Source organism: Haloplanus sp. XH21 (assembly GCF_023276355.1).
Lineage (GTDB): Archaea > Halobacteriota > Halobacteria > Halobacteriales > Haloferacaceae > Haloplanus > Haloplanus halobius.
Map to the genome: position 1 here is coordinate 2,180,620 of NZ_JALLPL010000001.1, position 22,994 is coordinate 2,203,613.

Here is a 22,994-nt window from a genome sequence, read left to right on the forward strand (position 1 = left end):
GCTAGACGACCGGATCGAGGTCGTTGTTGTCGTCGGTGATCAGGTCGTTGATCTCCTCCTCGCGCACGGCCTCCTGCTCGGCGATCTTCTCCTGAGCGTCGACGGCCTGGTTCTGGATGGCATCGATTCGCGGCGTCTCGGTGACGTTCGAGAGGAGAACCGCAGCGGCGAGTTGCGACGACTGTCGTCGCGGATCGTCGCCCACGAGCACCTCCACCGTGTCAGCCTCCTGTTCGAGCCACTGGCGCGCGCTCTCGATACCTTTGCGGGAGAACTCGCTCGGCGGTCCCGACAGCACGACGAGCGCTCGGTCGGCGCTCGACACTTCGGCCGGGAGGGTGAGCCGGGAGTTGACAGCCCGTCGCACGAGGCCCTTGATCTTCGTCGCTTGGCTCCCGTCCTCCAGCGATCCCTCTTGGTCCGTGCTCCAGCGGTCAAGCAGCCCTTCCGCGGCGTCGTTGTCGACCTGGGTCGCGGCGTAGCCGATAGAGGACACCCCACCCGTGTCGAGGGTGCGGATGATGTCGCTGGAGTCCATCGCGTTCTCCGCGACCTCCGACTCGTCGGTTTCGCCCGCCGCGAGCAGGGTGACGAGCCGTGCGGCCAGCTCTCGGTTCATCTGCTCGTACCCCTCTTCGATGGTCTGATCGCGTGCCCGCCAGGCGTCGTTGTCGAAGCCGATGAAGTTGCCGACCTTCGTGACGAACGACTGGAGGGATCGGGCGGCGTTCAGGGCTGGTCGTCCGCCTTCGTACTCGCCGGGGAGGACGCCGAGGGCGTACACCGGTTCGTCGTACATCTCTTGGAGGGCGTCGATGACGACGGGGCCGCCACCGCTTCCGGTGCCGCCGCCGAGTCCGGAGACCACGAGGATCGCGTCCACCTCGTGGATCTCCACGTCGTCGAACGCCCGGCGGATCTCGTCGATGTCCGCGGAGGCGACCTCGGCCCCGACTTCCACGTCCCCGCCGACGCCGTGGCCCTTGGCCTTCTGGTTCGTGTCCCCGATCAGGACCCGGCGGTCTTCCGGGATGTAATCGGGTTTCGCAAGGTCTGTCCGAGCCGTGTTGATGGCGTGTACGTGCCGACAGAGATCGCGGTTGGTCCGAGACTCGAATTCGACCATCCGGTCGACGATCTTGCTTCCGGCATTCCCGACGCCGATTGTGGCGAGCTTCATGTCGATCGTTTCGTTCAAGCCGGCTTGGGCATTTAACTTCTGCGAGGCTTCGCTTCTATCACGGACCACACGGCGTGGTCGGCAGGGCAAGCGGTGAGTGCCGACGGATCGCGACGGGATCGGGTTGCCAAGGAGGTGTGAGGCGGGAGTGATCGGATGGAAGTGGTGAAAATAGTCCCGGGCGGATTCGAACCGCCGTCAACGGCTGTCTTCCACGCAGGCCGGCACCTGACGTGTCCAAAGGCCGTTATGATTGGCCACTACACCACGGGACTGCTATCGCATGTCGGCGTCGCCACGTAGATAGTCGACGCACAATAACTTATCCTTCTGTCGAGAGCGGGTATCGCCCTTACTTCGCCGGCCGCTCGCACTCCACTTCGAGTTCCCGGCACGCGTCGGTTTCGGCGTCGAAACAGTCGGGACAGTTGGGGTTGCGGTTGATGATGGTGTCGAGGCGTTCGGCCACGGTGTCGTCGATGACGGCCTCGAGTTCGCGGGCCTCCGCCCGGAAGTCCTCCACGTCGAGGACGTTAGCGAGGAACCGCTCGATGATACAGTAGGTCTGGATCGCGTCGCGGGCGCGAGCGATCCCCTCGTCCGTGAGACGGACGCCCTTGTATTTCTCGTGGTCCGCGAGGTCGCGGGCTTCGAGTTTGCCGATCATCTCGTTCGCGCTCGCGGGGCTCACGTCGAGCATGTCCGCGAGCGCCCCGGTCGATGCCGGACCGTCTTCCATCTCCTGGATCAGGTAGATTGCTTTGAGATACTGGTCTGCCGTGTTCATCGCTAATCGCGTTCCTCCATGATTGTCGCCACTTCTTCGACGCCCTCGGCTTCCTCCTCGCGGATCGACCGCAGCACGTCGAGCAGTCGGTCCCGGTCCACCGAAAAGCGCGCGTCGCTGGCCTCGATCGCCGACACGAGGTCGTCGTAGAACTTGTACGCCGTCTCCTCGTTGCAGAGCTGGTCGTAGAGCACGCCGTCGAAGTCCTCTGGTTTGGTCTGGGCGTACTGGGCCTCGACCAGCGCCTCGATGTCCTCGAACGGGATGCTCTCCGCGTCGAGATCCGCGATCAGATCCTCCAGGCGCTTGCGGTGGGTGGCTGACTCCTCGGCGGCGTCGGCCAGCAACGCCTCGATCTCGGGATCGAGATCCGACTCCGAGTCGAGCGACTGGTAGTGGTGGTGCGCCCGCGCTTCGACGACTTCCTCGAGGACGATGCCGATCTGGAGGAGGCGGGCGAGCTGGTGATCGGATCCGACCCGATGGCTGACGCTCATGGGCTCACTGCCACCCCCGAGCGGCGTCGATCCGTGTGGCCGAAACGGTCATACGACAATTCGGGGAGAGGGGAACTTAAGCCGTTCCCTGCGGCGCGGCCGTCTAGTCGCGCAGACGGGCCGTGATTTCGGCTTCGAGGTCCTCGCGGAGCTCCTCGACCTCGATCTCTTCGAGGGCGGGGACGAAGAAGCCCTCCACGAGCATGTTGCGGGCAGTTCGCTCCGGAATCGTCCGCGAGGTCAGGTAGAACAGGTCTTCCTGGTCGACCTGGCCGACCGTCGCGGAGTGGGAGGCTTCGGTGTCGTGGTTGTTGATGATGAGCTTCGGCGAAGCGTCGGCCTCGCTGTCGTCGCTCAGCATCAGCGTGTTCTCGCGCTGGTAGGAGCTGGTGTCCCACGCTTCGCGGCCCACGTCCTGGACGCCCTCGTACACCGAGCGCGCCGTGTCGTCGAGGACGCCACGGGTGACGAGGTCGGCCGTCGTGTGTTCGGCCTTGTGCCAGACCCGGGCGTTCACGTCGAAGTGCTGGTCGTCGTGGCCGAAGAAGGCGCCGACGATCTGGGACTCCGAGCTGTCGCCGTTGAGTTCGGTCTCGATGTCCGAGCGGGTGAGTTGCGAGCCGATGTTGCCCTCGATCCAGTCGATGGTCGAGTAGGTGCTCGCGTCGCCGCGTTTCAGCGTGACGTTGTACGTGTCTTCGTCGAGCGTCTGGAGCGAGCCGTACTGCACGTAGCTGTTCTCGCCCGCGTCGACTTCGACGAGGTTACTGTAGTAGCGCTCGCCGTCGGCGTCGTCGCCGGTACTGATCCGTTCGAGGATGGTCGCCGAGGCGGAGTCCTCGGTCACCACGAGCGTGTGGCTGAACAGCGACCGGGAGTTCATCTCCGTCCGGATGGTGACATCTTCCGCGTCGACACCCTCGGGGACGTAGATGAACGTACCCGTCGTGAACAGCGCCACCGACAGCGCGGTGAGGTAGTTCGTTTCGGGGTCGATGACGGAACCGAACTTGGCCTCGAGGAGGTTGGGGTGCTCCGTCACCGCCTCGGTGAAGGAGAGCACCTCGACGCCCTCGTCGGTGACGCGTTCGGTCACGTCGTCCTGGTTCAGCGGGTCGGCGAGTTCGCTGAAGTCGAGCTGGTCGAGGTTCGTCCACCGACGCCCGGGCGTCTGGATGACATCGGGCATCTCCAGGTCGTCGAGCGCCTTCAGCGCCGCGAGACGGGTCTCGCGGAGCCAGTCCGGCTCGTCACGACTGCTGGCGATTTCGTGGACGGTCGCTTCCGAAAGGCCGGCGGGTTTCTGCGCACTCATGATTATCCGAGACTCCCCTCCATCTCGAGTTCGACGAGACGGTTGAGTTCGACCGCGTACTCGATGGGCAGTTCCTCCGTGATCGGCTCGATGAACCCGGAGACGATCATCTGCTTGGCGTCGTCGTCGTCGAGTCCACGCGACTGGAGGTAGAACACGTCCTCGTCGCCAATCTTGCCGACGGTCGCCTCGTGTGCCACGTCGACGGTCGACTCGTTGATCTCCATGTACGGCATGGTGTCCGACGTGGATTCGTTGTCGAACATCAGCGCGTCACACTCGACGCTGGTCGAGGAGTTCGACGCGCCGTCGGCGATGTGGACCAGGCCGCGGTAGTTGGTGCGGCCGCCGTCCTTGCTGATACTCTTGGACTCGATGGTCGATTTCGTGTCCGGCGCGTTGTGGTAGACCTTCGCCCCGGTGTCGATGTTCTGGCCCTCGCCCGCGAAGGCGATGGTGATGTGGTTGTCCGAGGCACCGCGACCCTTGAGGATCGTGGCGGGGTAGAGCATCGTCGCTTTCGACCCCATGGATCCCGAAATCCACTCCATGCGCCCGTCTTCCTCGACGAGGGCGCGCTTGGTGTTCAGGTTGTAGGTGTTCTTCGACCAGTTCTGCACCGTGGAGTACTGGACGTGCGCGTCCTCGCCGACGAACACTTCGACGCCGCCGGAGTGGAGGTTGAACGCGGAGTATTTCGGCGCCGAACAGCCCTCGATGTAGTGGACCTCCGAGTTCTCCTCGGCGATGATGAGGGTGTGCTCGAACTGGCCCATGCCTTCCGAGTTCATCCGGAAGTAGGCCTGCACGGGCATGTTGACCGTGGTGTCCTCGGGGACGTAGACGAACGACCCGCCGGACCAGATGGCGCCGTGGAGCGCCGCGAACTTGTTGTCGCTCGGCGGCACGCATTTGTTCATGAAGTGCTCGCGGACCAGGTCCTCGTGTTCCTGGACCGCTTCGTCCATGTTACAGAAGATGACGCCTTTCTCCTCCCACTGCTCCTGCATGTTCTGGTAGACGACTTCGGACTCGTACTGGGCGCCGACGCCCGAGAGGGCGTTCTTCTCGGCTTCCGGAATACCCAGTTTGTCGAAGGTGTCCTTGATGTCGTCCGGCAGGTCCGTCCAGTCGTCGACGCTCTCGCGCGTCTCGACGTCCGGCCGGATGTAGGGGATGATTTCGTCGACGTCGACCTCGCTCAGGTCCGGCTGTCCGGGCCAGTCGGTCGGCATCGGCATCTCCTGGAAATGTTCGAGCGCGCGGAGACGCCGCTTCAGCATCCACTCGGGTTCGCCTTTGTCCTCCGAGATGACGCGGATCGTCTCCTCGGTGAGGCCCTTGTCGGCCTGGAACGACGACCGCTCCTCCTTCTTGAACTCGAAGCGAGCCTCGGTGTCGGTCTCTTTGAGATGGTCTTGATCTGAGCTCATAATGATGTGTTGTATCTGCAGACGTATTACGCTGTCTCGTACACCTGTTCGCGGACCCAGTCGTAGCCTTCGTCCTCGAGCTTCTTCGCCAGATCCGCTCCGCCGCTCTCGGCGATCTCGCCGTCGATCATCACGTGCACGTGATCGGGCTCGACGTAGTCGAGGATGCGCTGGTAGTGGGTGATCTGGAGGATTCCCGTCCCCTGCTCGTCGCGGAGGGCGTTGATCCCTTCGGAGACATCCTGCAGTCGGTCGATGTCCAGCCCCGAGTCGATCTCGTCGAGCACGGCGACGGACGGCTCGAGGATGGCGGCCTGAAGCACCTCGTTTTGCTTTTTCTCACCGCCGGAGAAGCCGGCGTTGAGGTAGCGCTGGGCGAACTTCTCGTCCATATCCAGCAGGTCCATCTTCTCCTTCAACAGCTGCTGGAACTCGGCGACGCCGATCTCGCCCTCGTCTGCGGCGCCCTCCATCGGGGAGGTGTCGTAGCCGGCGTCCTCGTCCTCGTCCGCGTCGGCGTCGGCCTCGTCTTCGTCCTCGACTTCGAACAGCTCCTCGCGTTCCTCGTTCTTGGCGTTGAGCGCCTGGCGGAGGAAGTTCGTCATCGTGACGCCTTCGACCTCCGCCGGATACTGGAAGCCGAGGAAGATACCGAGCGCGGCGCGCTCGTTCGGCTCGAGGTCGAGCAGGTCCCACTCGCGCAGCTCTGCGGGAACCTCCTCGTCGATATCGGCGACGTCCCCGTCGTCGAGGACGAGAGTGATGCCGCCGTCGGTTACCTCGTAAGCGGGGTGGCCGGCGATGACCTTCGCCGTCGTCGACTTGCCCGATCCGTTCGGGCCCATCAGGGCGTGGATCTCGCCCGACTTGACTTCGAGGTCGACACCGCGGAGGATGGACTCGCCACCCTCTTCTGCGACTTTCGCGTGAAGATTATTGATCTGTAGTGTTGCCATAGCGGTAAACTCCCTACCGAACAAGTGGAGTGTAGCACGCATAATGCTTACGCATTCTCCCCCTTCGAGTTTTGAGTTCGTGAACTATTGTTTCTAGAAATCGAACTCGGCTTTCAGAACTGGCCGAGTCCGGTCTGTCGCTGCCCGCTTTTCACTTCGTCCCACGAGAGGCCGAGCGCCTCGATAATCCGGGCGATTGGCCCCTGAAGCGTCTTTTCGAGCATCTTGTCCCAGTCGATTTCGAAGGCGTCCGGAACCTGATCGGCGTATTCGAAGCAGATCACGTCCGGGTCGCGCTTGAACGCGGCGTACAGGTCGTCGGTCTGGGGGTCGAACCCCTCCTCCGATTCGAGCCGGCGGAAGAACTCCGGATGGACCTTCTTCAGATAGAGCCGTTTGGGCTTGCTGCCTCGCTGGAAGTTGGTGCCGAGCAGGAGGTTGGCGTACTTCGCCCCTCGGACCTGCGCCGTGTCCGTATCGTAAGCCGTCAACCGCTTCCCGATACCGCCCGGGATGCCCACGTCGTTCAGGTCGACGTTTCCGGCCTCGAAGTCCTCGATGACGTCGTAGAGGTAGTCCTCGATGTCGTCGATGTCCTCGCCGGTCACGATCATCTCGATGACCTGTCGCTGGACCTTCTTCGTGATGGACGCGATGTCCGACCGCTTGTACTCGAAGCCCGTGATGTCGATGTCGTCGACGTGTTTGCCCTCCTTCCAGACGATGTGGCCGGCGTAGCGCTTCTTTTTCCCCGCCTGGAAGAAGCGCCGGTAGAGCTTCTCGAACTCGATCTGGAAGCGGTGCTCGTGGGCATTCAGCTCCTCGCGGGCGAAGGCGTCGTAGGAGTCGTTGATGCTCTCTTCGAGTTCGTAGCCCGTCTCGATGGCACCCGCAATCTGCTGGAGATCCGATTCGCTGGCGTCGGGATGAGCCTCTCGGATTTCGTCCGGCACGTCCTCGATGGCCGCGTCGTCGCCCATCTCCAGCATCACGCTGTCAGTGTCGCCGTAGGCCACCTCGTAGCCGACATCGTTGGCGGCCGACTGCGTATGTTCGATGACATCACGCCCGGTGGCGGTGACGGCCGCGCCCATCTCCCGGTCGTAGAGACGGAAGCGGTCCCAGCCCAGGACGCCGTACAGCGATTGGCCGACGAACTGGAACTTTCCGTTCCGGCCTGCCAGCAGGGTGTGGTTGTCCTCGACGGTGACACAGTACGCCCCGTCGTCGGCGGTGTTCCGGCTACCGGATCGGTGCATCCGGAAACTGTTCGTGGCGTTTTCGGTGCAGTAGATGCGCCACGATCCGCTATCGTGGTTGTAGCTAGCGGTCTCCCCAACGTGCGCACAGAGGCGGAACACGTCGTCGCGCAACTGCTCGCTCGACGTGGTGTAGCGCCAACTGTTCACCTGCCGGTCGCCGTCGCCCGCGATGAGCGTGTCGAGGAATCGCTCTTTCTGCTCCACGCTGGCGTCGAACACGAGGTCCGGGATTCGCTTCTCAAAACTACTGTCACCACACGCGTCTTCGAGCCACCGGCCCAGTAGGCGAGACATGAACTGATACCCCTTCTCGTCGACGTAGTAGTCGAATCCCATTCGCTCCAACAGGTCGCCGATGGCGGTGTGATCGTCAGCAGATCCGCCGTCAGCGATCGCGTCCTGTGCGATGTTGACCGTCGTCGACGAGCCACGGTAGTTCTCGCCAAACTGCTTGTCGGTGGACGTATACACCGACCCCTCGGTGACATACCACGCCAACAGGTCGAGGAAGTCGTCGCCATCGTGGAATCGGGGGAGCCACTTTCGCCCCCGTTCCGCGTGGACGTAGAACTCGGAGCAGTGTTCGTCCAGATACTCCCGGTGTTCCTCGAACTCCGCGGCCGAGAGGACGTATCCCGTTCCGTCGGACCCCTGTTTTTCCATCTTGTCGGGGTCCCAGCCGAGTTCGGCGGCGAGGGTGTGACCGTGAACGTCGTTGTTGGCCCACACCTCGTAGTCGTCCAGCAGGTCGGTCACGTCGACGGTGTCCAGACGTTCGCCCTCCGGGCCGTCCCAGTCGTGGGGCAGTTCGTAGTGTGAGGAATCGTTCAGGTCGCCGGCCTCGACGAACCGGAACTCGTCCCACGACGCGCCGTTCGTATCGTCCTTTCGAACGAGCATCCGGTGGTTCGGCGTGACGCTGAAGTCGATTTTGCTCGTCTCGATATCGACGAGGTCACCACGGTAGTCCGGATAGGCGTGGGTCTCAGTCACCGGCTTCACCTCCATGCGCATCGTCTCGGGGTCAATGGAGTACACCTCGTCACCGACCGTGAGGTTCCGGATGTTCCGGATGCCGTCAGGCGTCAGCACGTCGGTGTCCGGCGTGAAGCAGTTCATAATAACCTTGACAGCTTGCTGCTGCCGGTCATACTGCTCGTAGTCCTGGCTATCCGGATCGTAGTCGTTCCGGCGGGCTTTCTTCTGCTCCCGCTCTTCGAGTAGTTCGTCCACCATCTCCCGGATGACGCCGTCGGGGTCCTTCCGGAAGTGGGTCCCATTGGGGGCGTGGTAGGTGTCGTCGTCGTACGCCTCGGGATCGACTTTCGTCTCCGGCGAGGCGTTGATCGTCACCATGCACATCGGATAGAGCGATTGGCCGACCCACTGGTAGTTTCCGTTGCGACCGGCGAGGATGACGTGATTGTCCGCCGCGGTCACACAGTAGACGTCGCCGTCGTGGTCTTCGACCGTCGCGTTCGTGGACTTCTTGAACGACCCCCGTTTCCCGACGGAGACGTGCCAGGTGCCGTCGGACTGCTCCGACACGGTTGGCTTGTGTCCACAGCGAACGGCGATGTCGGTAATCGCGTCCTTGAGATCGTCGCTTTTGGTCCAGAACTTGCCGAGTCCCGAGTCGGTCCGACTCCCGTCGCCACGGATCATCGTGTCAAGGAGGACTGACAACAGGTCGGCATCGAGGTCGAACACCCACGAAGGCAGGCGCTTGGCGGCGTATCCGTCGCCACAGTTGCCGGCAAGCCATTCGAGGAGATACTGGTTCGAGACGTTGACACCGCCTTCGTCGACGTTGTAGTTGACCCCCATCCGGTCGAACAGCTCCCGAATCGCCTCTCGCTCCGCCGAGCCCGCTTGATGGATCGTGATTCGGCCCGCAGCGCGGTCGACGCTCCCCTCAGTGACGAACCAGCCCAGGAGTTCGAGCCAGTCCGTCATTTCGAAGGTCAGCGGCGTCTCACGGTGCTGCTTTCCGTATTTGAGGAACACGTCGTCCGCGTGGCGGTCGACGACGGACCGATGCTCCCGATACACCGCAATGGGGATGAGATATTTGCCGACGGCCTTCTGGACGCCCATCGTCGCCGAAGAGCCATGGACGAGCGTCAGATCGTCGGTAACGTCGTCGGGCATCGCCGCCCTGAACGATCGAAGGTCGTCGTCGGAGTAGACGACAGCGTAGCCCTCGTCGACCTCGTCGATCAGGGCGAACGTCTCGGGCGACCGCCCGGTCATCGGTTCGTGCTGGGGGAACGCGTACCGTTCGTACGCCGGAATATCGCGGAATTCGTCGACGGCGAAGTCCGCGGGTTGCTGGTCGTCCCAGCCACGATCGTCCGAGTAAAGGAGCCGGTGGTTCTCCGTGATCTTCAGGTCGTGTGTATTGCCGGAGAGGTGATGGAGTTCGCCGAACGTGTTTTCGTACCGGTGGGTCTCCTCGACCGGCTTGATCTCACACTCGAACGTGTCCGGATTCAGCGTGTAGATCGGATCACCCACCTCCAGGTCCGTGATGTTTCTCTCTCCGCTGGGCGTCAGCACGGCCGTATCGCCGCTGAAACACTTCAGGTCGAGGACGCTGACGTTCTCCTTGATACCCGTGATCGGATCGAAGACGGCGCCGCCCTCGTAATCCTCAGCGTCGGCCCGGCCCTTCGAGGGGAGGGCGAAGTCCCCGTGGACCTTGTGGAGGACGTACACGTCCACCGCGTCGCCGGGCGTCGGGGCGTCCTCGAGTTTACACCCGACGAACGTCCGCACCTCGTCCCAGAAGGAGATGATGTCGCGCTTGCGGTCGAGTTCGACACAGAGCTCCACGTCGCGGAGGTTGTACTCCAGCAGTCGCCGGGGGTCGTCCTCCCAGAGGTCGCCGATGTCGCCGGTGTATCGCTCCTTGCCCGCGCCGAGTTCCTGTTCGCCCACCGCGTCGAGACGGTAGGACTCCAGTTCCGTGAACTGCGTGCGCTTGTAGGCATAGAGCAGGTCGAAAACGACCCGGCCCTTGATCGTCGGGCCGCCCCAGTCGCTTCGCCACACCTCGTCGACCCGCGAGAGGCGTTCGGGGTTCAAGTCGACATCCGCGTGCGGATCGAGGACTTCCAGTCGGTCGATGAAGTACGGCGCGTCGAAATCCTCGAAGTTCCACCCCGTGAGGATGTCCGGATCCGTCTCCTCGATATACGTCAGGAAGGCGTCGAGCATCGCTGGCTCCGAGTCGAAAGCGCGAATCTCGACATCCATCCCGTCGCTCAGGGGGTCGTACTCGAGCGCCTCGGGTCTCTCACCCTCGCCATCGGGCGCCTCGTACAGCCACGTGATGTACTCGTCACGCCGGGAGTCGTGACTGGTGAGACAGACGATGGGTTCCTCGCCGTCCTCGGGAAAGCCCGAGCGGTCGTCGACCTCGATGTCGAAGGTGTTCACCCGGAGGTCGGCCTCGGCTTCGACGGCCGTCAGTTCGTCGTGGGGAATCTGCAGCGCACCGCTCTCCAGTCGACGGACGGGCACCCGAACGCCGCTCCCGATGTCCTTGTCGATGAGCAGGCGATTGGGAAAGAGGATGTCCGCCTCGTAGTGGTCGAACTCGTCGCGGATCTGGCCGACGTCACGCGGGGTCTGTGTACAGATCTTGGTTAGTTCCTCGCCCCGAATACTCTCGTAGCCCGTCTCGGTGCGCGTGATGACGTCGCGGTCGAGGTCGTCGTCGTCGAGGCTCTCGGTCGGGGCGTAGAAATACGGCTCGAACCCCAGAACGCGGACGTGTTCGGCCGTGCCGTCGCTCGTCCGTCCGAACAGGTGGACGACGGGATACTCCTCCGCCCCCTGTCGCTCGACGGTGTAATCGGTCTGCGTGACCGCGAGATCGATCGTTCCCTCGGCGTCGGGAAACTTCAGATCCGCCGTGTCGACGACTTCGGCGACCGACTGCCCGGCGTCCCCGGCGACGGCGACCGCCTCGGCCTCGGGTCGGTCGTCCTCCCCCGAAAATTCGGAGAGATCCGCCTGATTCATGCCGCCCACTTCGACGCTCCCCGGTAAAAACCCCGTCACTCCACATCGGAAACACTGCCACGACGAAAAGACATATACCGTGCCATTCCATACCAAACTCCGTGACGATGTCCGACCACGTCGACGCAGGCCGGTGGGACAGTGCGGACGATCGCCCGGATCCGGACGGTATCGACACCGTCGAGGCGTACGAAATCGAAGACGGGACGGTGCTCTACGACGCCGAGAACCCGCTCGCGTGGGTCGAATCGTCGAACGCAGTGTCGGTCCACGAGTACGCCTAACTGCCGACACCGAACCCTTTTGCCGCCACGTTCGCTTCCTCTCAGCGTGCCGCTCGATCCGTGGCCGGACGACACCGACAAGTCGGAGTGGGAGACCCACTGGGGTGACCCCGAGCACGACCTGCCCCGGGTGCCGTCGACCGACACCGACGAGGACGACGCCGACCCCGAACTGGTCCAGACGTTCTGGCGGAGCGTGCTCCTCGCCAACGTCGCGGTGTTCGCGCTTGCCCTCGGCCCCATGCTCATCTACTTCCGCGGCCAGTGGAGTCTCGGCGCCGCAGCCATCGGTCTCGGCGCGATCACGGGGCTTCGCGTCTACCAGCACTGTCGGGCCTTCGGGAGCGACGAGGCCACCGACGATGACCCGGCGGACGAGCGGAACGCCTAACCTTCCAGCCCGGTTCCGATCGACCATGCGAACCGTCAGAACCGACGATGGCGAGCAGTATCTGCTCGTGAAGCAGTCGTCGGAGTCGAGTCTCGTCCGCGATCCGGACACCGGCGCCGAGCGCTACGTGCCGAACGCCGACCTGACGGTCGACACCGGGGCGCCACCGCTGACGACGGCCGCAGGCGGGGTGCCGGCGTCGGTCCGGCGCGTCCTCACCGCGACGCCGAACGACCGGGCGCTCGGCCTGCTCGTCGAACTGGCCGATCGCGGACCGCTCCCCGTTCGCACGCTGCTCGACGCCTACGACCTCTGTGAGAGCGACCTCCACGGCCTGCTCGCGGAGTTCCGGGCGGCCGGCCTCGTCGACGAGGCGCGCGTCGCTGGCGAGCGTGGCTACGACGCCACGGCGACGACGCGGGACGCCATCGCACTGCTGCGCGAAGAAGAGCCGGACGACTAGTTCTCCGCGACGGTCGGCCGTGACCGCGAGACGGTCGATCGGTTCGTCCGCGGGTCTTTCTCGACGCGAACCAAGTCGTCGGCCGCCCCGACGAGTTCCTCGTCGTGGCTGACGATGACGATCTGTGCCACGCCGAGGGTCCGCATCTCCTCGACCAGGTCGACCAGCCGTGAGACGTGACCGGCGTCGAGGAAGACGGTCGGTTCGTCGAGGATGAGCGGCGGCATCGGCGCCGCGCCGTCGATCCCCTCCGCGAGGAGGCGGTAGATGGCACACCGCAGGCTGAGGTTGAACAGCGCGCGCTCGCCGCCCGACAGCTGGGCGGGGTCGAGTTCGCTGCCGTCCTTCTGGACCACGGAGAGTTCGTAGTCGCCGTCGAGACGGAGGTGGGCGTAGGCGTCGTTGCCGTAGACGAGGTCGAACGTCTCGTTCAGGAGGCGTTCCAGCGTTTCGACGTTGCGCTGGCGGAGTTCCGCCCGCAGGTCGCCGTACATGGTTTCGAGACGCGACGCCTCGTCGTGGAGCGCGTCGAGAGCATCGACGCGGTCGGCGAGGCGGTCGCGCTTCTCGCGTAACGCCTCGAGCGACTCGATCTCGGCTCGCACCCCGCCAATTTTCGTCTGCAACTCGTCGCGCTCCGCCCGCAACTCCTCGAGTTTCGTCGTCACGTCGTCCAGATACGTCGCAGCCTCGTCGCGGTTCGTGCGCGCGGCTTCGATGGCGTCCGCGTCGACGGCCTCGCGGAGTTCGTCCCGACGCGTCCGCTTCTCGGCCAGTCGCTCGCGGCGCTCGTCGTTCGTCTCCGCGATACCCGCTGCCTTCTCGCGGAGGCGCTCGATATCGTCGTCGGCGTCGGCGATTTCGTCCAGTCGCTCCGCGACCGCGTCGACGTGTTCGCGGGTCTCGGCGAGGTCGGCGAGGTCAGCTTCCAACTCCTCGACGCGGGTGGCTGCCTCCTCGGCCTCGTCGCGTTTCTCGGCCGCCACCTCGCGAGCCTCGGCGGCCCGCTCGCGGAGCTCCGACGCCTCGTCTTCGCGTTCGTCAGCCGCCTCGCGTTTCTCCGCGGCGTCGTCGCGTTTCTCCTCGATCCGGGCGTCGAGGCGCTCCCGTTCGGCCTCGAGTTCGTCAAGTCGCGTCTCCGCGTCGACGAGCGCGTCGAGGGCGTCGATGCGGTCGTCGAGTCCCGCGACGCGTTCGCGCGCCGACTCCAGTTCGGCCTCGAGTTCGTCGACGCGCTCGCGGTCGGTTTCGAGGCGGTCGGTGTGGGGCGAGTCCTCGACCGGTTGGCCACACTCGGGACATTTGCCGGCCTCCAGCAACGCCTCGGCCTCCGCGACGCGTTCGCGCGCCGACTCCAGTTTGGCCTCGAGTTCCGCCACGCGCTCGCGCACCTCGCCGCGTTGCTCTCGCAACTCGTCCCGTCGGTCGGCCGCGTCGCCGCGGTCGACGGGGGCGTCTTCGAATCGGGCGGTCAACGACGCCGCCTCCGCGTCCAGTTCGTCGCGGGCTTTTTCGTGGTCCTCAGCGGCTTCCTCGGCTTCGGTGGCCGCTTCGCGCAACTCCGCGGCCCGCTCGTCGGCGTCCTCGGCGCGGTCGGCGAGATCGTCGGCCTTATCGGCCAGATTGTCGGCCTGGTTTCGCAGCCCCGTTGCGGTCGCGTTCGCCTCGTTTCGCGCCTCGCGGTCGTCCTCCTCGCGGTCGTCCAGGACCGCCCGGCGCGCCTCGATAGCGTCGGCCGTCGCGGCGTCGAGTCCGGCCGGGCCCAGACGCTCCTCGACCGCCGACTCCAGGGTCGCGATCCGCTCGCGAACGTCGGCGATCCGCTCCTGGATCTCGTCGCGTTCGCTCTCGGCCTCCCGGATCGATGCCTCCAGATCCTCGATCGTCTCCTCGACCGTTTCGAGCTCCGCCCGCTTGTCCTCGTACTCCTCGAGGACCGCTTCGGCCTCCTGTTTCGTCCGTTCGGCCTTCTCGCGCTGGCGTTCGTAGTTCTCGATCCGCTCGTCGAGGTCGGTCAGATCGCTCTCCAGGTCGTCGAGGGTGGCGTAGAGGTTCTGCTCGACCTTCCCCTCGATCTGGGATTCGACGCTCCGGAGTTCGCCCCGCTTCTCGGAGCGCACGTCTTCGACGCCGAGGCGGGCGTCTACGGCGCGTTCCCGGTAGGTTTCGAGCCGTCCTAGCTGCAGGAGGTCGTCGATGACGTCCTGGCGCTGGTCCGGCGAGGCGTTGATGAGCTGGTTCACCTCCCCCTGGCGCACGTACGCGCAGTTGACGAACGCCTCGGCGTCCATCCGCAGCAGGTCGGCGACGAACCCCCGCACGTCGCGGGCGCCCTCGACGGTCACGTCCGCCCCCTCGAGCACGCAGTCCGCGGTCGTCGTGCGGTCGCCCGACTGCCGGAGACGGCGGTGGATATGATACGACGACCCGTCGTGAGCGAACCAGAGGTCGATCTCCGCCTCCTCTTCGCCGTTGGTTACCACCTCGTCGAGGGTGCCGTCGAGCGCCTGTGATCCATAGAGCGCGAAGAAACACGCCTCCAGCAGCGACGTCTTGCCGCTGCCGTTGAGTCCGTGGATGACCGTCACGCCGTCGCGCAGATCGAGGTCCACGTCGGCGTACGGCCGGAAGTTCCGCAGGCGGATCCGCTCGAATCTCATAGGAAGTCCTCCATGGAAACCTGATCGTCGGGGTCGTCCGCGCCGTCGTCGCCGGCCGCGTCATCAGTCTCGTCCGTCTCGACGTCGTCGAGGTCGCCGTCCGCGACCGCGTCGGCGACGAAATCCGCGACCCGATCACGGACGTTCGAATCGGCGAGGCCGTCGTCGCGGACCGTCTCGTCGAGGTGGCGCCCGGAGTCGGAGAGGTCCATCTCGCGGACGCGCTCCCGGACGGCCGCGTCGGGGTCGCCGAACTCCACGTCCGGCGCGGCGTCGGTCGGGTCGCCCCCGACCGCGCGGTGGTCCGTCACGCGGGCGAGCAGGGCGCCCTCCTCGACGGCTGCTTCCTCGACGGCCGCCGGCGTCACTGGCTCGCCGCCGCCGGTGATGGTGACGACCGCCACCGCGTCGTCCAGGTCGTGCTGGCGAACCTGCTCCCGGACGCGGTCGACGCCTTCGTCCGCGGCGAGGTCGACGTCGACGAACACGAAGGGCCGGGTGTCGAGCGAGCGGCGTCGGACGTCGACGGCCGTCTCGCCGCCCGCGTCGGCACCGAACTCCACGAGGTTGTAGCCGCGGGCGTCGCGTTCCTCCGCGCTCGCGCGCTCGGTCGACCCGCAGTAGGTCACCCAGGTGTCGTCCACCTGCGCACGGTCGGCGACGTGGTTGTCGCCGAGCAACAGCGCGTCGAAGTCGACGTTCGCGGCGTCGAGCACCGTCTCGGTGTCCCAGTCAGCGTGGGGGAAAGGCGTGAAGAGGCCGTGGGCGACCAGCACCGCGTGGTTGGCGTCGTGGGGCACGAACTCGTAGTCGAGTTCGTCGCGTCGGGAGGGGGGCACGTGGTCGAGCCCGTAGAAGGCCGTCTCGCCGACGACGGTCGGTTCGTCGGCGAGGCGGGTCGCGAGGCCGAGGTCGGAGAAGAGGTCGAGCCACTGGCTCCCGCGGGTCGCCTCGTGGTTGCCGACGATGGCGAGGAAGGGAACGCCGGCGGCGTCGAGGCGGCGGAGCGCCGAGAGCACGCCGAGGAGGTCGGGCAGGTCGGGGCGACGGTCGTGAAAGAGGTCACCGGCGTGGACCACGGCGTCGACACCGTCCGACGCGTCGTCCACGGCGTCGTCGACCACCGCCTCGAACGCGTCGAGGAAGTCCTGCCGGCGCTCCGGCGAGTGATACTGTCGGTAGCCGACGTGGGTGTCGCCGGTGTGAATCACCCGTGTCATTCTGTCGGTCCTTGTCGGTCGGCGCTCAAAACCGTTCCGTGACCGGAGTGAAAGTGGTCGGCGGCGGCGCCCCGACACCGCTCGATGGCGGCGAGCGCCCGGCGGCCGCGACGAGCGGTCGCGTCGTCGCCGGCGCGGTCCGTCGCCTCGATAGCCCGGCGGAGTCGGGGGAGACCGCCGTCGTCGACGAAGGCCGCGGCAGCGTGGACGTCGTCGAGCGCGGCGACGGCGTCGGCGATGATCGTCGACGGACGAGCGTCTGGAGCGTCGTCGGTCGCCAGGGCGCGAAGCGCAGCGCGCACGTCGGCAGCGTCGGTCACAGCGGGGATGGCCGCCCGATCGCCGTTAAACCTTCAGCGAGTAGAGCCGCTTTCGCGCGTCGGAAAAGGAGAACCGCGATTCGACGACGTCCTCGTCCTCCAGTCGGGAGAGCGCGTACCGAACCGTCCGCGGCGGCAACAGCGTCTCCTCCGCCAGCTGGCTCTGGCTCAGCGTGTCGTTGTAGTCGAGCACCTTCGCGACGAGTTTCGCACTCGGCGGCAAGTCGCGGATGTCAGCCCACCGATCCGACCCTGCATCACGAGAGACTGTCTCGGTCGTACTCATCTTACCCCAGTATCACACATACAGGGTGATAATATTTGCTATCGACTTTGATTCCTATTGGTTATATCTTCCGCGGCTCACGGCGAACGCCGCACCCACCCGAAGTCTCTTATGAGTCAGCGCCTTAAACAGGGTAATGACTGATACTGTGGACGAGGTCGACCTCCCTTATGACGAGGAGGCGACGTCGCAGCAGGAAAAAATCGAGGCGCTTCGGGAACGGCTCGACGTTCTCGAAGGCCAAAACGAGGAGATGCGGGACAAACTGCTGGACGCCAACGCGGAGAACAACAAGTACCAGCAGAAGCTCGAGCGACTGACTCACGAGAACAAGAAGCTCAAGCAGTCGCCGCTGTTCGTCGCGACCGTTCAGGAACTCACCGACGAGGGCGTCATCGTCAAGCAGCACGGCAACAACCAGGAGGCCCTGACCGAGGTCACCGACGAGATGCGGTCGGAGCTCGAACCCGACGCGCGCGTCGCCGTGAACAACTCCCTCTCCATCGTGAAACGGCTCGACAAGGAAACCGACGTGCGGGCCCGCGTGATGCAGGTCGACCACAGCCCCGACGTGACCTACGAGGACATCGGCGGCCTCGAAGAGCAGATGAATGAGGTCCGCGAGACGGTCGAGATGCCGCTCGACAGTCCCGAGATGTTCGAGCAGGTCGGCATCAGCCCGCCCTCGGGCGTTCTCCTGCACGGCCCGCCGGGAACCGGGAAGACGATGCTCGCCAAAGCGGTCGCCAACCAGACCGACGCCACCTTCATCAAGATGGCCGGCTCGGAGCTCGTCCACAAGTTCATCGGGGAGGGCGCGAAACTCGTTCGCGACCTCTTCGAGGTGGCTCGCGAGAACGAGCCCGCCGTCCTCTTCATCGACGAGATCGACGCCATCGCGTCGAAACGGACGGACTCGAAGACCTCCGGCGACGCCGAGGTCCAGCGGACGATGATGCAGTTGCTCTCCGAGATGGACGGCTTCGAGGAACGCGGCGACATCCGCATCATCGCGGCGACCAACCGCTTCGACATGCTCGATCCCGCCATCCTCCGGCCGGGCCGGTTCGACCGCCTCATCGAGGTGCCGAAACCGGATTACGAGGGCCGCGAGATCATCTTCCAGATCCACACCCGCAACATGAACGTCGCCGACGACGTTGACTTCGGCGAACTGGCCGAGATGGCCACGGACGCCTCCGGCGCCGACATCAAGGCCATCTGCACCGAGGCCGGGATGTTCGCCATCCGCGACGACCGCACGGAGATTTACATGAGCGACTTCGTGGAAGCCAGGGACAAGATCAGCACCGAGTCGGTCGACGAGAGCGCCTCCCGGGCGTTCGCCTAGACCGCGCTCTCTTTTCCTGCGGCGCGTGACGCGACGTTTTTGACCGACCATCCGATAGGACACCCATGACCATCCGCACCGACGTCGCGCCGAGCACGCTCCCGGTCGAACTGCTGTCGGAGGGTGTCCAGGTCGAGTATCTCGACGGGCGGACGACGTTCTACCGCGGCGTCCCCGAAAAGGCGGACGAGACGTTGACGACGGGACCCGGCAAAGCGGTCCACGTCCTCGTGACCGACCCCGACGGGACCGAGGGCGTGATGATGTACGTCAACGACCGCAAGACCCACGAGGACATCCTGGAGTCGACGGGCGTCGGTCGCGTCATCCTCGACGAGGGAGAGACCGAGGAAATATTCCCCGGCGTCACCGTCGGGACGCCCGACGGGATGCGCTGTCGCGTTCAGGCCGACCTGGAGGTGGCTCGCGGGCGCGTGTTCGTCTTCGTCGAGGACGACTGGGGCGAGGAGTCGTACGAACTGGTCGACGAGTCGTAGCTACTGGAGATAAGAGGGGTCGTCGCTGTCGCAGTGGTCCTCGTGTTGGGCCGCGTCTTCCTCGGCGTCGAACAGCATGCCGCAGACTTCGCATTCGAACCACGTCATGCCGTCCCGTTCGGTCGTGGTCACCATAGGTCAACGTGCGCGAGCGGGCGGTAAAACCGTTGCCCCGGATAGTCGGACGAACGGTTGGGCGTCGGGCCCGGCGGCCCACCGGAAGACCGTTACAATGAGCCGTATCAGTCGTCGCGCTCGAACGGATCGGCGAGCTCGATGGTCTCGGCGCGGTCGGGGCCGACGCCGACGGCGTAGATGGGTGCGCCGACTTCCTCGCTCAGATAGTCGAGATAGTCACGGGCTCCGTCCGGCAGCGCATCGTAGCCGTCGTCGGCGACGGCGGTCCAGTCCACCTCCGGCCACGGGTCGAACTCCTTCAGGATCGGGTCACAGTCGGCCCAGCGCTCGGTCGTCGCGGGCATCGTCTCCAGGCGCTCGCCGTACAGGTCGTAGGCGTGGCCGACTTTCACCTCGTCGAGTCCGGCGAGGACATCGAGGTGGTTGACCGCGATGCCGGTGAACCCGCTGGCACGGGCCGCGTGGCGGAGCATCGGCACGTCCAGCCAGCCGATGCGGCGCGGGCGACCGGTGACCGTGCCGAACTCGCCGCCTTTCTCGCGGATGTAGTCGGCCAGGTCCTCGTCGTCGCCGTCGAGTTCGGTCGGGAGCGGTCCCGTGCCGACCCGCGAGAGATACGCCTTCACGATGCCGACGACTTCGCCCTGCCCGATGACCGTCGGGCCGACGCCCGTCCCGGTCGACGCGCCGCCCGCGGTCGGGTTCGACGACGTGACGTAGGGGTAGATACCGTGGTCGATGTCGATCGAGGTGCCCTGGGCGCCCTCGAACAGCAGGTTCTCGCCCGCGTCGAGTTTTGTCCCGAGGAAATCGCCCGCGTTGACGGTCATGTCCTCTTCCTGCAGTCGGCGGCCGATGTCGGCGAACTCGTCGTGGAGCGCGTCGACGTCGAACTCCTCGCCGGCCTCCAGCCCGAACACGTCCTCGACGATGGCGCGTTTCTGCGGGACGACGTACTCTAGGCGGTCGCGGAGCACGTCCGGATCGAGCAGGTCGCCGACGCGGATGCCCCGCCGGCCGACCTTGTCCTCGTAGGTCGGGCCGATGCCGCGGCCCGTGGTCCCGGCTTCCAGGTCGTCGTCGCTTTTGGCTTCCTCCTCGATGCCGTCGAGGACGCGGTGGTAGGGCAGGATGACGTGCGCCCGGCGCGCGACGCGCACGTCGGGGTCGAGACCGCGCTCGCGGAGGGTGTCCAACTCGTCGAACAGCGTGCGCGGGTTGACGACACAGCCGTTTCCGAGGACGCCGACTTTGTCGCGCACGGCACCGCTCGGCACCAGCGACAGTTTGTACTCCTCACCGCTCTCGACGACGGTGTGGCCGGCGTTGTCCCCGCCCTGATACCGGACCACGATGTCGGCGTTCCCACCCCACAGGTCGACGAGGGCGCCTTTGCCCTCGTCGCCGAGCTGGGATCCGACGATGGTGACAGTCATATCCGACCGTGAGTTTCGCCCGGCTTGCTAAACCGATTACGATACGCTCACGTGGGTAGCGATCCACCGTCGAACCGAGCACAGACCGGACGATTGTGGGGTGACCGACCGTCTGATCGGCCGCGACCCGAAGCGTTAACTACTCTCATTCCACATACACTGATGTTCGTTTTCAGTCGCCGGCGTCCACAGCAACTTTTAAAACCCGCAACGACAAGTTAACAAGTGTCATGATAGACAGGCTCGAGAAAGAAGTCGATATGCTTGAACGACATCTGCAGGTGCTGAAGATGGTCATCGGGAACGAACCCATCGGCATCGTGAAGATGTCCAACGAAACCGGATACCCGCACCACAAGGTCCGATACTCGCTCCGCGTTCTCGAAGAGGAGAACCTCATCGAACCGTCGAGCCAGGGTGCGATCACCACGGACGACACCGCGGACTTCGTCGACGAACTCGACGAGAAGATCGACGCCATCGTGGACAAACTCGACTCGATGAAGATCGAAGAGACGGCCGAACTCCAGAGCTAGAGATCCGGCACGGTCAGGTAGAAGTCCTCGTCTCGCGCCTCGACCAGACAGAGGTGGAAGCCCGATTTTCGCGAGAGTTTCACGTAACTCCGTCGCGAACTCCGGCTGAACAGGCCGCCTCGGGTGGCGTCGACCGCGACCTCCATCGCGTCGGCGTCGAAGAAACTCGTCGTCACGACGAAGGCGGCGGCGAACGACGACTCCGACTGACTCACCGACCGCGACCGTTCGAGTAGCGATTCGATCGCAGAGGCCGGCGTCGGATCGCGGCTGTCCTGAAGCGACGTGACGAACAGCGGATCGCCCATCTTGTCCCGGAACACGACGTCGAACGACGCCGTCGTCGTCTCGGCATCGGGATCGTCCTCCCCCACCGACACCTCGCCGTCCAGATCGATCCGGTCGACGCGCTCGATGGCCTCGTAGAGTTTCGAGAGCCCCGCCCGCGAGTCGGTCTCGCGGATCTCGTAGGTGAGCGACGTCAGCAGCCACTCCGCGAAGCGGTGTTCGGGTGACTGCTTCAGGAAGGTGTCGAAGGGGCGTCCGTCGACCTGGAGCCCCGCCGTCTCGAACTCGGTGTGGTGATCGAGACGGAGGTTGTCGCGCAGCTCGTCGGCCGTGATGCGACCCTCGGCCGCGCGGTCGAGAGTCCCCGCTGCCTTGTCCTCGTATCGGACGAAGAGGTTGGTCCCGGAGAGGGCGTCGGCCGGATCGAGCGTGTGTTCCGGCGGCGACTCGTCGGCCGCGGCCTCCAGACGCTGGATCTCCGACTCCAGTGACTCGATCCGGTCCCGCAGGCGTTCGACCTCCGCCTGGTAGTCGTCGCGCTCCTCGGCGATCCGATCACGCGCGGCTTCGGCGTCACGTTTCGCCGACCGAGCGTCGTCGAGTTCGCGCTGTAGCCGCTCTCTCTCGTCGGCATCGGCCGTCGTGGCCGGTTCCGTGTCCTCGTCCTCGACTCCCGCGTCCGACGCGTCGGCGCCCGTCGCAGTCTCGGTGTCCGCCGATCGGCCCTCGTCCGCAGGCTCGTCCGACTGCAGCGCTTCGTCCCCCGCGTCGTCCGCCAGTTCGCCGTCTTCGGGGGCGCCCTCCGGCGCCGCTTCGGTGTCCGGTTCGGTCGTCTCCGCCGCGCTATCGGCACCGACCGCGGCGTCCGGCATCGCCCAGTCCGGGCCCGACTCGGCTTCTTCGTCGCTCGCGTCGTCGCTGTCGTCATCCGGCGCGGTCGAGCCGCCTTCCGAACCATCGGCGTCGACGGTGGCGGCCGCTTCGGCGTCGTCGGCCGCAGCCGATTCGACACCGGGTTCGGCGTCCGCCTCGTCGGCGTCGCCCGCCGCGCCACCGACGACGGCGCCGGCCTCGTCCGCCGGTTCCGTCTCCGGCCGCTCGGGGAGGTCGATGATTTCCACGTCCGCGTCGACGACGGAGTAGATCCCCACCTCGTCGGCGGCGCGCTCGAACGCCTCGTCGCCGGTGAGTCGGCGCCGGTTGTTGCCGACGAACGCTACCGGAAGCGACTGGCCGCCGTAGTAGACGACGTAGTAGTCCCCCGAGAGCACGTTCTCCGAGAGTTCGACGTAGCCGACGAAGTTGCCCGACGAGAGCGTCTCGTCGATCTCGGTCAGCGGCGTCTCGTTGGAGTAGTACTGCCCCCGGACCTCGCCGCCGCGCGCCTGCATCGCGTACAACAGCGGAAGCGAGATGTCGGGCGCTGTGTAGACCGTCAGCGAGTCGTCCTCGAACGCGCCGATGTCCCCGTCGAAGACGCCGATGAAGCGCCCGTTGAGGACGAACGCCCAGGCGGTTCCGTTGGTCACCGCGCCCGAAAAGTCGGCGTCAGCGAGTTCGTACAGACCGGAGACGCCATCCGACACGGAGCGGGTGCTCCATTCGGTCACCACGTCGAGAATCTCGCCGTCCATTTGCGCAGATATGCGCGGATGCGAGGCAAAT

20 protein-coding genes and 1 tRNA gene are annotated in these 22,994 nt (G+C 65.3%); 6 read left to right on the forward strand and 15 right to left on the reverse strand.

Going from position 1 to position 22,994, the window contains the following annotated elements:
• Position 1 precedes the first annotated feature (1 nt).
• From MXB53_RS11425 to MXB53_RS11460, 8 genes are all read right to left on the reverse strand, one after another.
• Positions 2-1,180 carry a tubulin/FtsZ family protein gene (locus MXB53_RS11425; protein WP_248897657.1) on the reverse strand — a complete coding sequence of 393 codons (1,179 nt, stop codon included), beginning with the start codon at positions 1,178-1,180 and terminating at the stop codon, positions 2-4.
• Between the two features lie 172 nt (positions 1,181-1,352).
• Positions 1,353-1,455 (reverse strand) — tRNA-Gln (locus MXB53_RS11430).
• A 77-nt stretch (positions 1,456-1,532) separates the two neighbouring features.
• Positions 1,533-1,967 (reverse strand): metal-dependent transcriptional regulator, encoded by a 435-nt coding sequence (locus tag MXB53_RS11435; RefSeq protein ID WP_248897658.1) that lies wholly within the window; start codon positions 1,965-1,967, stop codon positions 1,533-1,535.
• A 2-nt stretch (positions 1,968-1,969) separates the two neighbouring features.
• A complete protein-coding gene (locus tag MXB53_RS11440; protein WP_248897659.1) occupies positions 1,970-2,464 on the reverse strand; it encodes a ferritin family protein in 495 nt (164 codons plus the stop codon).
• Positions 2,465-2,567: 103 nt separating this feature from the next.
• Entirely contained in the window at positions 2,568-3,779 is a 1,212-nt protein-coding gene (gene sufD, locus MXB53_RS11445) for a Fe-S cluster assembly protein SufD (RefSeq protein ID WP_248897660.1), read from the reverse strand.
• A gap of 2 nt (positions 3,780-3,781) precedes the next feature.
• Positions 3,782-5,212, reverse strand: coding sequence for a Fe-S cluster assembly protein SufB (sufB, locus tag MXB53_RS11450; protein ID WP_248897661.1), 1,431 nt, complete (start codon positions 5,210-5,212; stop codon positions 3,782-3,784).
• Positions 5,213-5,238: 26 nt separating this feature from the next.
• Positions 5,239-6,168, reverse strand: coding sequence for an ABC transporter ATP-binding protein (locus MXB53_RS11455; RefSeq protein WP_248897663.1), 930 nt, complete (start codon positions 6,166-6,168; stop codon positions 5,239-5,241).
• 113 nt (positions 6,169-6,281) lie between these two features.
• Positions 6,282-11,459 (reverse strand): DNA polymerase domain-containing protein, encoded by a 5,178-nt coding sequence (locus MXB53_RS11460; protein ID WP_248897664.1) that lies wholly within the window; start codon positions 11,457-11,459, stop codon positions 6,282-6,284.
• A gap of 107 nt (positions 11,460-11,566) precedes the next feature.
• On the opposite strand from MXB53_RS11460, the gene MXB53_RS11465 reads away from it, so the two are divergent.
• The 3 genes from MXB53_RS11465 to MXB53_RS11475 are packed head-to-tail and all read left to right on the forward strand — an operon-like array spanning position 11,567 to position 12,597.
• A complete protein-coding gene (locus MXB53_RS11465; protein WP_425601219.1) occupies positions 11,567-11,743 on the forward strand; it encodes a DUF7331 family protein in 177 nt (58 codons plus the stop codon).
• A gap of 46 nt (positions 11,744-11,789) precedes the next feature.
• Positions 11,790-12,134 (forward strand): DUF7322 domain-containing protein, encoded by a 345-nt coding sequence (locus MXB53_RS11470; protein WP_248897666.1) that lies wholly within the window; start codon positions 11,790-11,792, stop codon positions 12,132-12,134.
• A gap of 25 nt (positions 12,135-12,159) precedes the next feature.
• The gene (locus tag MXB53_RS11475) at positions 12,160-12,597 is read left to right on the forward strand and encodes a DUF7346 family protein (protein WP_248897668.1); all 438 of its coding nucleotides are present in this window, start codon (positions 12,160-12,162) and stop codon (positions 12,595-12,597) included.
• On the opposite strand, the gene rad50 is transcribed toward MXB53_RS11475, so the two are convergent.
• Genes rad50 through MXB53_RS11495 form a run of 4 tightly spaced genes read right to left on the reverse strand, consistent with a single transcriptional unit; the run spans position 12,594 to position 17,083 of the window.
• Positions 12,594-15,257: a DNA double-strand break repair ATPase Rad50 gene (rad50, locus tag MXB53_RS11480; RefSeq protein ID WP_248897669.1), complete on the reverse strand. Its 2,664-nt coding sequence runs from the start codon at positions 15,255-15,257 to the stop codon at positions 12,594-12,596. The two genes, MXB53_RS11475 and rad50, sit on opposite strands and share 4 nt — an antisense overlap.
• On the reverse strand, positions 15,254-16,477 hold the full coding sequence (gene mre11, locus MXB53_RS11485; protein ID WP_248897670.1) for a DNA double-strand break repair protein Mre11: 1,224 nt from the start codon (positions 16,475-16,477) through the stop codon (positions 15,254-15,256). The genes rad50 and mre11 overlap by 4 nt, the downstream gene beginning before the upstream one ends.
• Positions 16,474-16,797: a DUF7966 family protein gene (locus MXB53_RS11490; protein WP_248897672.1), complete on the reverse strand. Its 324-nt coding sequence runs from the start codon at positions 16,795-16,797 to the stop codon at positions 16,474-16,476. The genes mre11 and MXB53_RS11490 overlap by 4 nt, the downstream gene beginning before the upstream one ends.
• A gap of 25 nt (positions 16,798-16,822) precedes the next feature.
• A complete protein-coding gene (locus MXB53_RS11495; RefSeq protein ID WP_248897673.1) occupies positions 16,823-17,083 on the reverse strand; it encodes a MarR family transcriptional regulator in 261 nt (86 codons plus the stop codon).
• 136 nt (positions 17,084-17,219) lie between these two features.
• On the opposite strand from MXB53_RS11495, the gene pan1 reads away from it, so the two are divergent.
• Both pan1 and MXB53_RS11505 read left to right on the forward strand, forming a co-directional pair.
• Positions 17,220-18,434, forward strand: coding sequence for a proteasome-activating nucleotidase Pan1 (gene pan1, locus MXB53_RS11500; RefSeq protein ID WP_248897674.1), 1,215 nt, complete (start codon positions 17,220-17,222; stop codon positions 18,432-18,434).
• A gap of 65 nt (positions 18,435-18,499) precedes the next feature.
• A complete protein-coding gene (locus MXB53_RS11505) occupies positions 18,500-18,931 on the forward strand; it encodes a DUF5796 family protein (RefSeq protein WP_248897676.1) in 432 nt (143 codons plus the stop codon).
• On the opposite strand, the gene MXB53_RS15660 is transcribed toward MXB53_RS11505, so the two are convergent.
• Positions 18,932-19,066, reverse strand: coding sequence for a DUF7128 family protein (locus tag MXB53_RS15660; protein WP_283102260.1), 135 nt, complete (start codon positions 19,064-19,066; stop codon positions 18,932-18,934).
• Between the two features lie 107 nt (positions 19,067-19,173).
• Entirely contained in the window at positions 19,174-20,505 is a 1,332-nt protein-coding gene (locus MXB53_RS11510) for an adenylosuccinate synthase (protein WP_248897677.1), read from the reverse strand.
• 230 nt (positions 20,506-20,735) lie between these two features.
• On the opposite strand from MXB53_RS11510, the gene MXB53_RS11515 reads away from it, so the two are divergent.
• A complete protein-coding gene (locus tag MXB53_RS11515; RefSeq protein ID WP_248897679.1) occupies positions 20,736-21,041 on the forward strand; it encodes a hypothetical protein in 306 nt (101 codons plus the stop codon).
• Here the strand turns inward: MXB53_RS11515 and MXB53_RS11520 are convergent.
• Positions 21,038-22,963 carry a DUF7527 domain-containing protein gene (locus MXB53_RS11520; RefSeq protein ID WP_248897681.1) on the reverse strand — a complete coding sequence of 642 codons (1,926 nt, stop codon included), beginning with the start codon at positions 22,961-22,963 and terminating at the stop codon, positions 21,038-21,040. The two genes, MXB53_RS11515 and MXB53_RS11520, sit on opposite strands and share 4 nt — an antisense overlap.
• Positions 22,964-22,994 lie beyond the last annotated feature (31 nt).

Coding starts and splice junctions, on each gene's coding strand:
- MXB53_RS11505 (WP_248897676.1), top strand. CDS start 18,500: ATGACCATCCGCACCGACGTCGCGCCGAGCACGCTCCCGGTCGAACTG.
- MXB53_RS11425 (WP_248897657.1), bottom strand. CDS start 1,180: ATGAAGCTCGCCACAATCGGCGTCGGGAATGCCGGAAGCAAGATCGTC.
- mre11 (WP_248897670.1), bottom strand. CDS start 16,477: ATGACACGGGTGATTCACACCGGCGACACCCACGTCGGCTACCGACAG.
- pan1 (WP_248897674.1), top strand. CDS start 17,220: ATGACTGATACTGTGGACGAGGTCGACCTCCCTTATGACGAGGAGGCG.
- MXB53_RS11455 (WP_248897663.1), bottom strand. CDS start 6,168: ATGGCAACACTACAGATCAATAATCTTCACGCGAAAGTCGCAGAAGAG.
- MXB53_RS11520 (WP_248897681.1), bottom strand. CDS start 22,963: ATGGACGGCGAGATTCTCGACGTGGTGACCGAATGGAGCACCCGCTCC.
- MXB53_RS11510 (WP_248897677.1), bottom strand. CDS start 20,505: ATGACTGTCACCATCGTCGGATCCCAGCTCGGCGACGAGGGCAAAGGC.
- MXB53_RS11515 (WP_248897679.1), top strand. CDS start 20,736: ATGATAGACAGGCTCGAGAAAGAAGTCGATATGCTTGAACGACATCTG.
- sufD (WP_248897660.1), bottom strand. CDS start 3,779: ATGAGTGCGCAGAAACCCGCCGGCCTTTCGGAAGCGACCGTCCACGAA.
- sufB (WP_248897661.1), bottom strand. CDS start 5,212: ATGAGCTCAGATCAAGACCATCTCAAAGAGACCGACACCGAGGCTCGC.
- MXB53_RS11435 (WP_248897658.1), bottom strand. CDS start 1,967: ATGAACACGGCAGACCAGTATCTCAAAGCAATCTACCTGATCCAGGAG.
- rad50 (WP_248897669.1), bottom strand. CDS start 15,257: ATGAGATTCGAGCGGATCCGCCTGCGGAACTTCCGGCCGTACGCCGAC.
- MXB53_RS11460 (WP_248897664.1), bottom strand. CDS start 11,459: ATGAATCAGGCGGATCTCTCCGAATTTTCGGGGGAGGACGACCGACCC.
- MXB53_RS11440 (WP_248897659.1), bottom strand. CDS start 2,464: ATGAGCGTCAGCCATCGGGTCGGATCCGATCACCAGCTCGCCCGCCTC.
- MXB53_RS11465 (WP_425601219.1), top strand. CDS start 11,567: ATGTCCGACCACGTCGACGCAGGCCGGTGGGACAGTGCGGACGATCGC.
- MXB53_RS11475 (WP_248897668.1), top strand. CDS start 12,160: ATGCGAACCGTCAGAACCGACGATGGCGAGCAGTATCTGCTCGTGAAG.
- MXB53_RS15660 (WP_283102260.1), bottom strand. CDS start 19,066: ATGGTGACCACGACCGAACGGGACGGCATGACGTGGTTCGAATGCGAA.
- MXB53_RS11495 (WP_248897673.1), bottom strand. CDS start 17,083: ATGAGTACGACCGAGACAGTCTCTCGTGATGCAGGGTCGGATCGGTGG.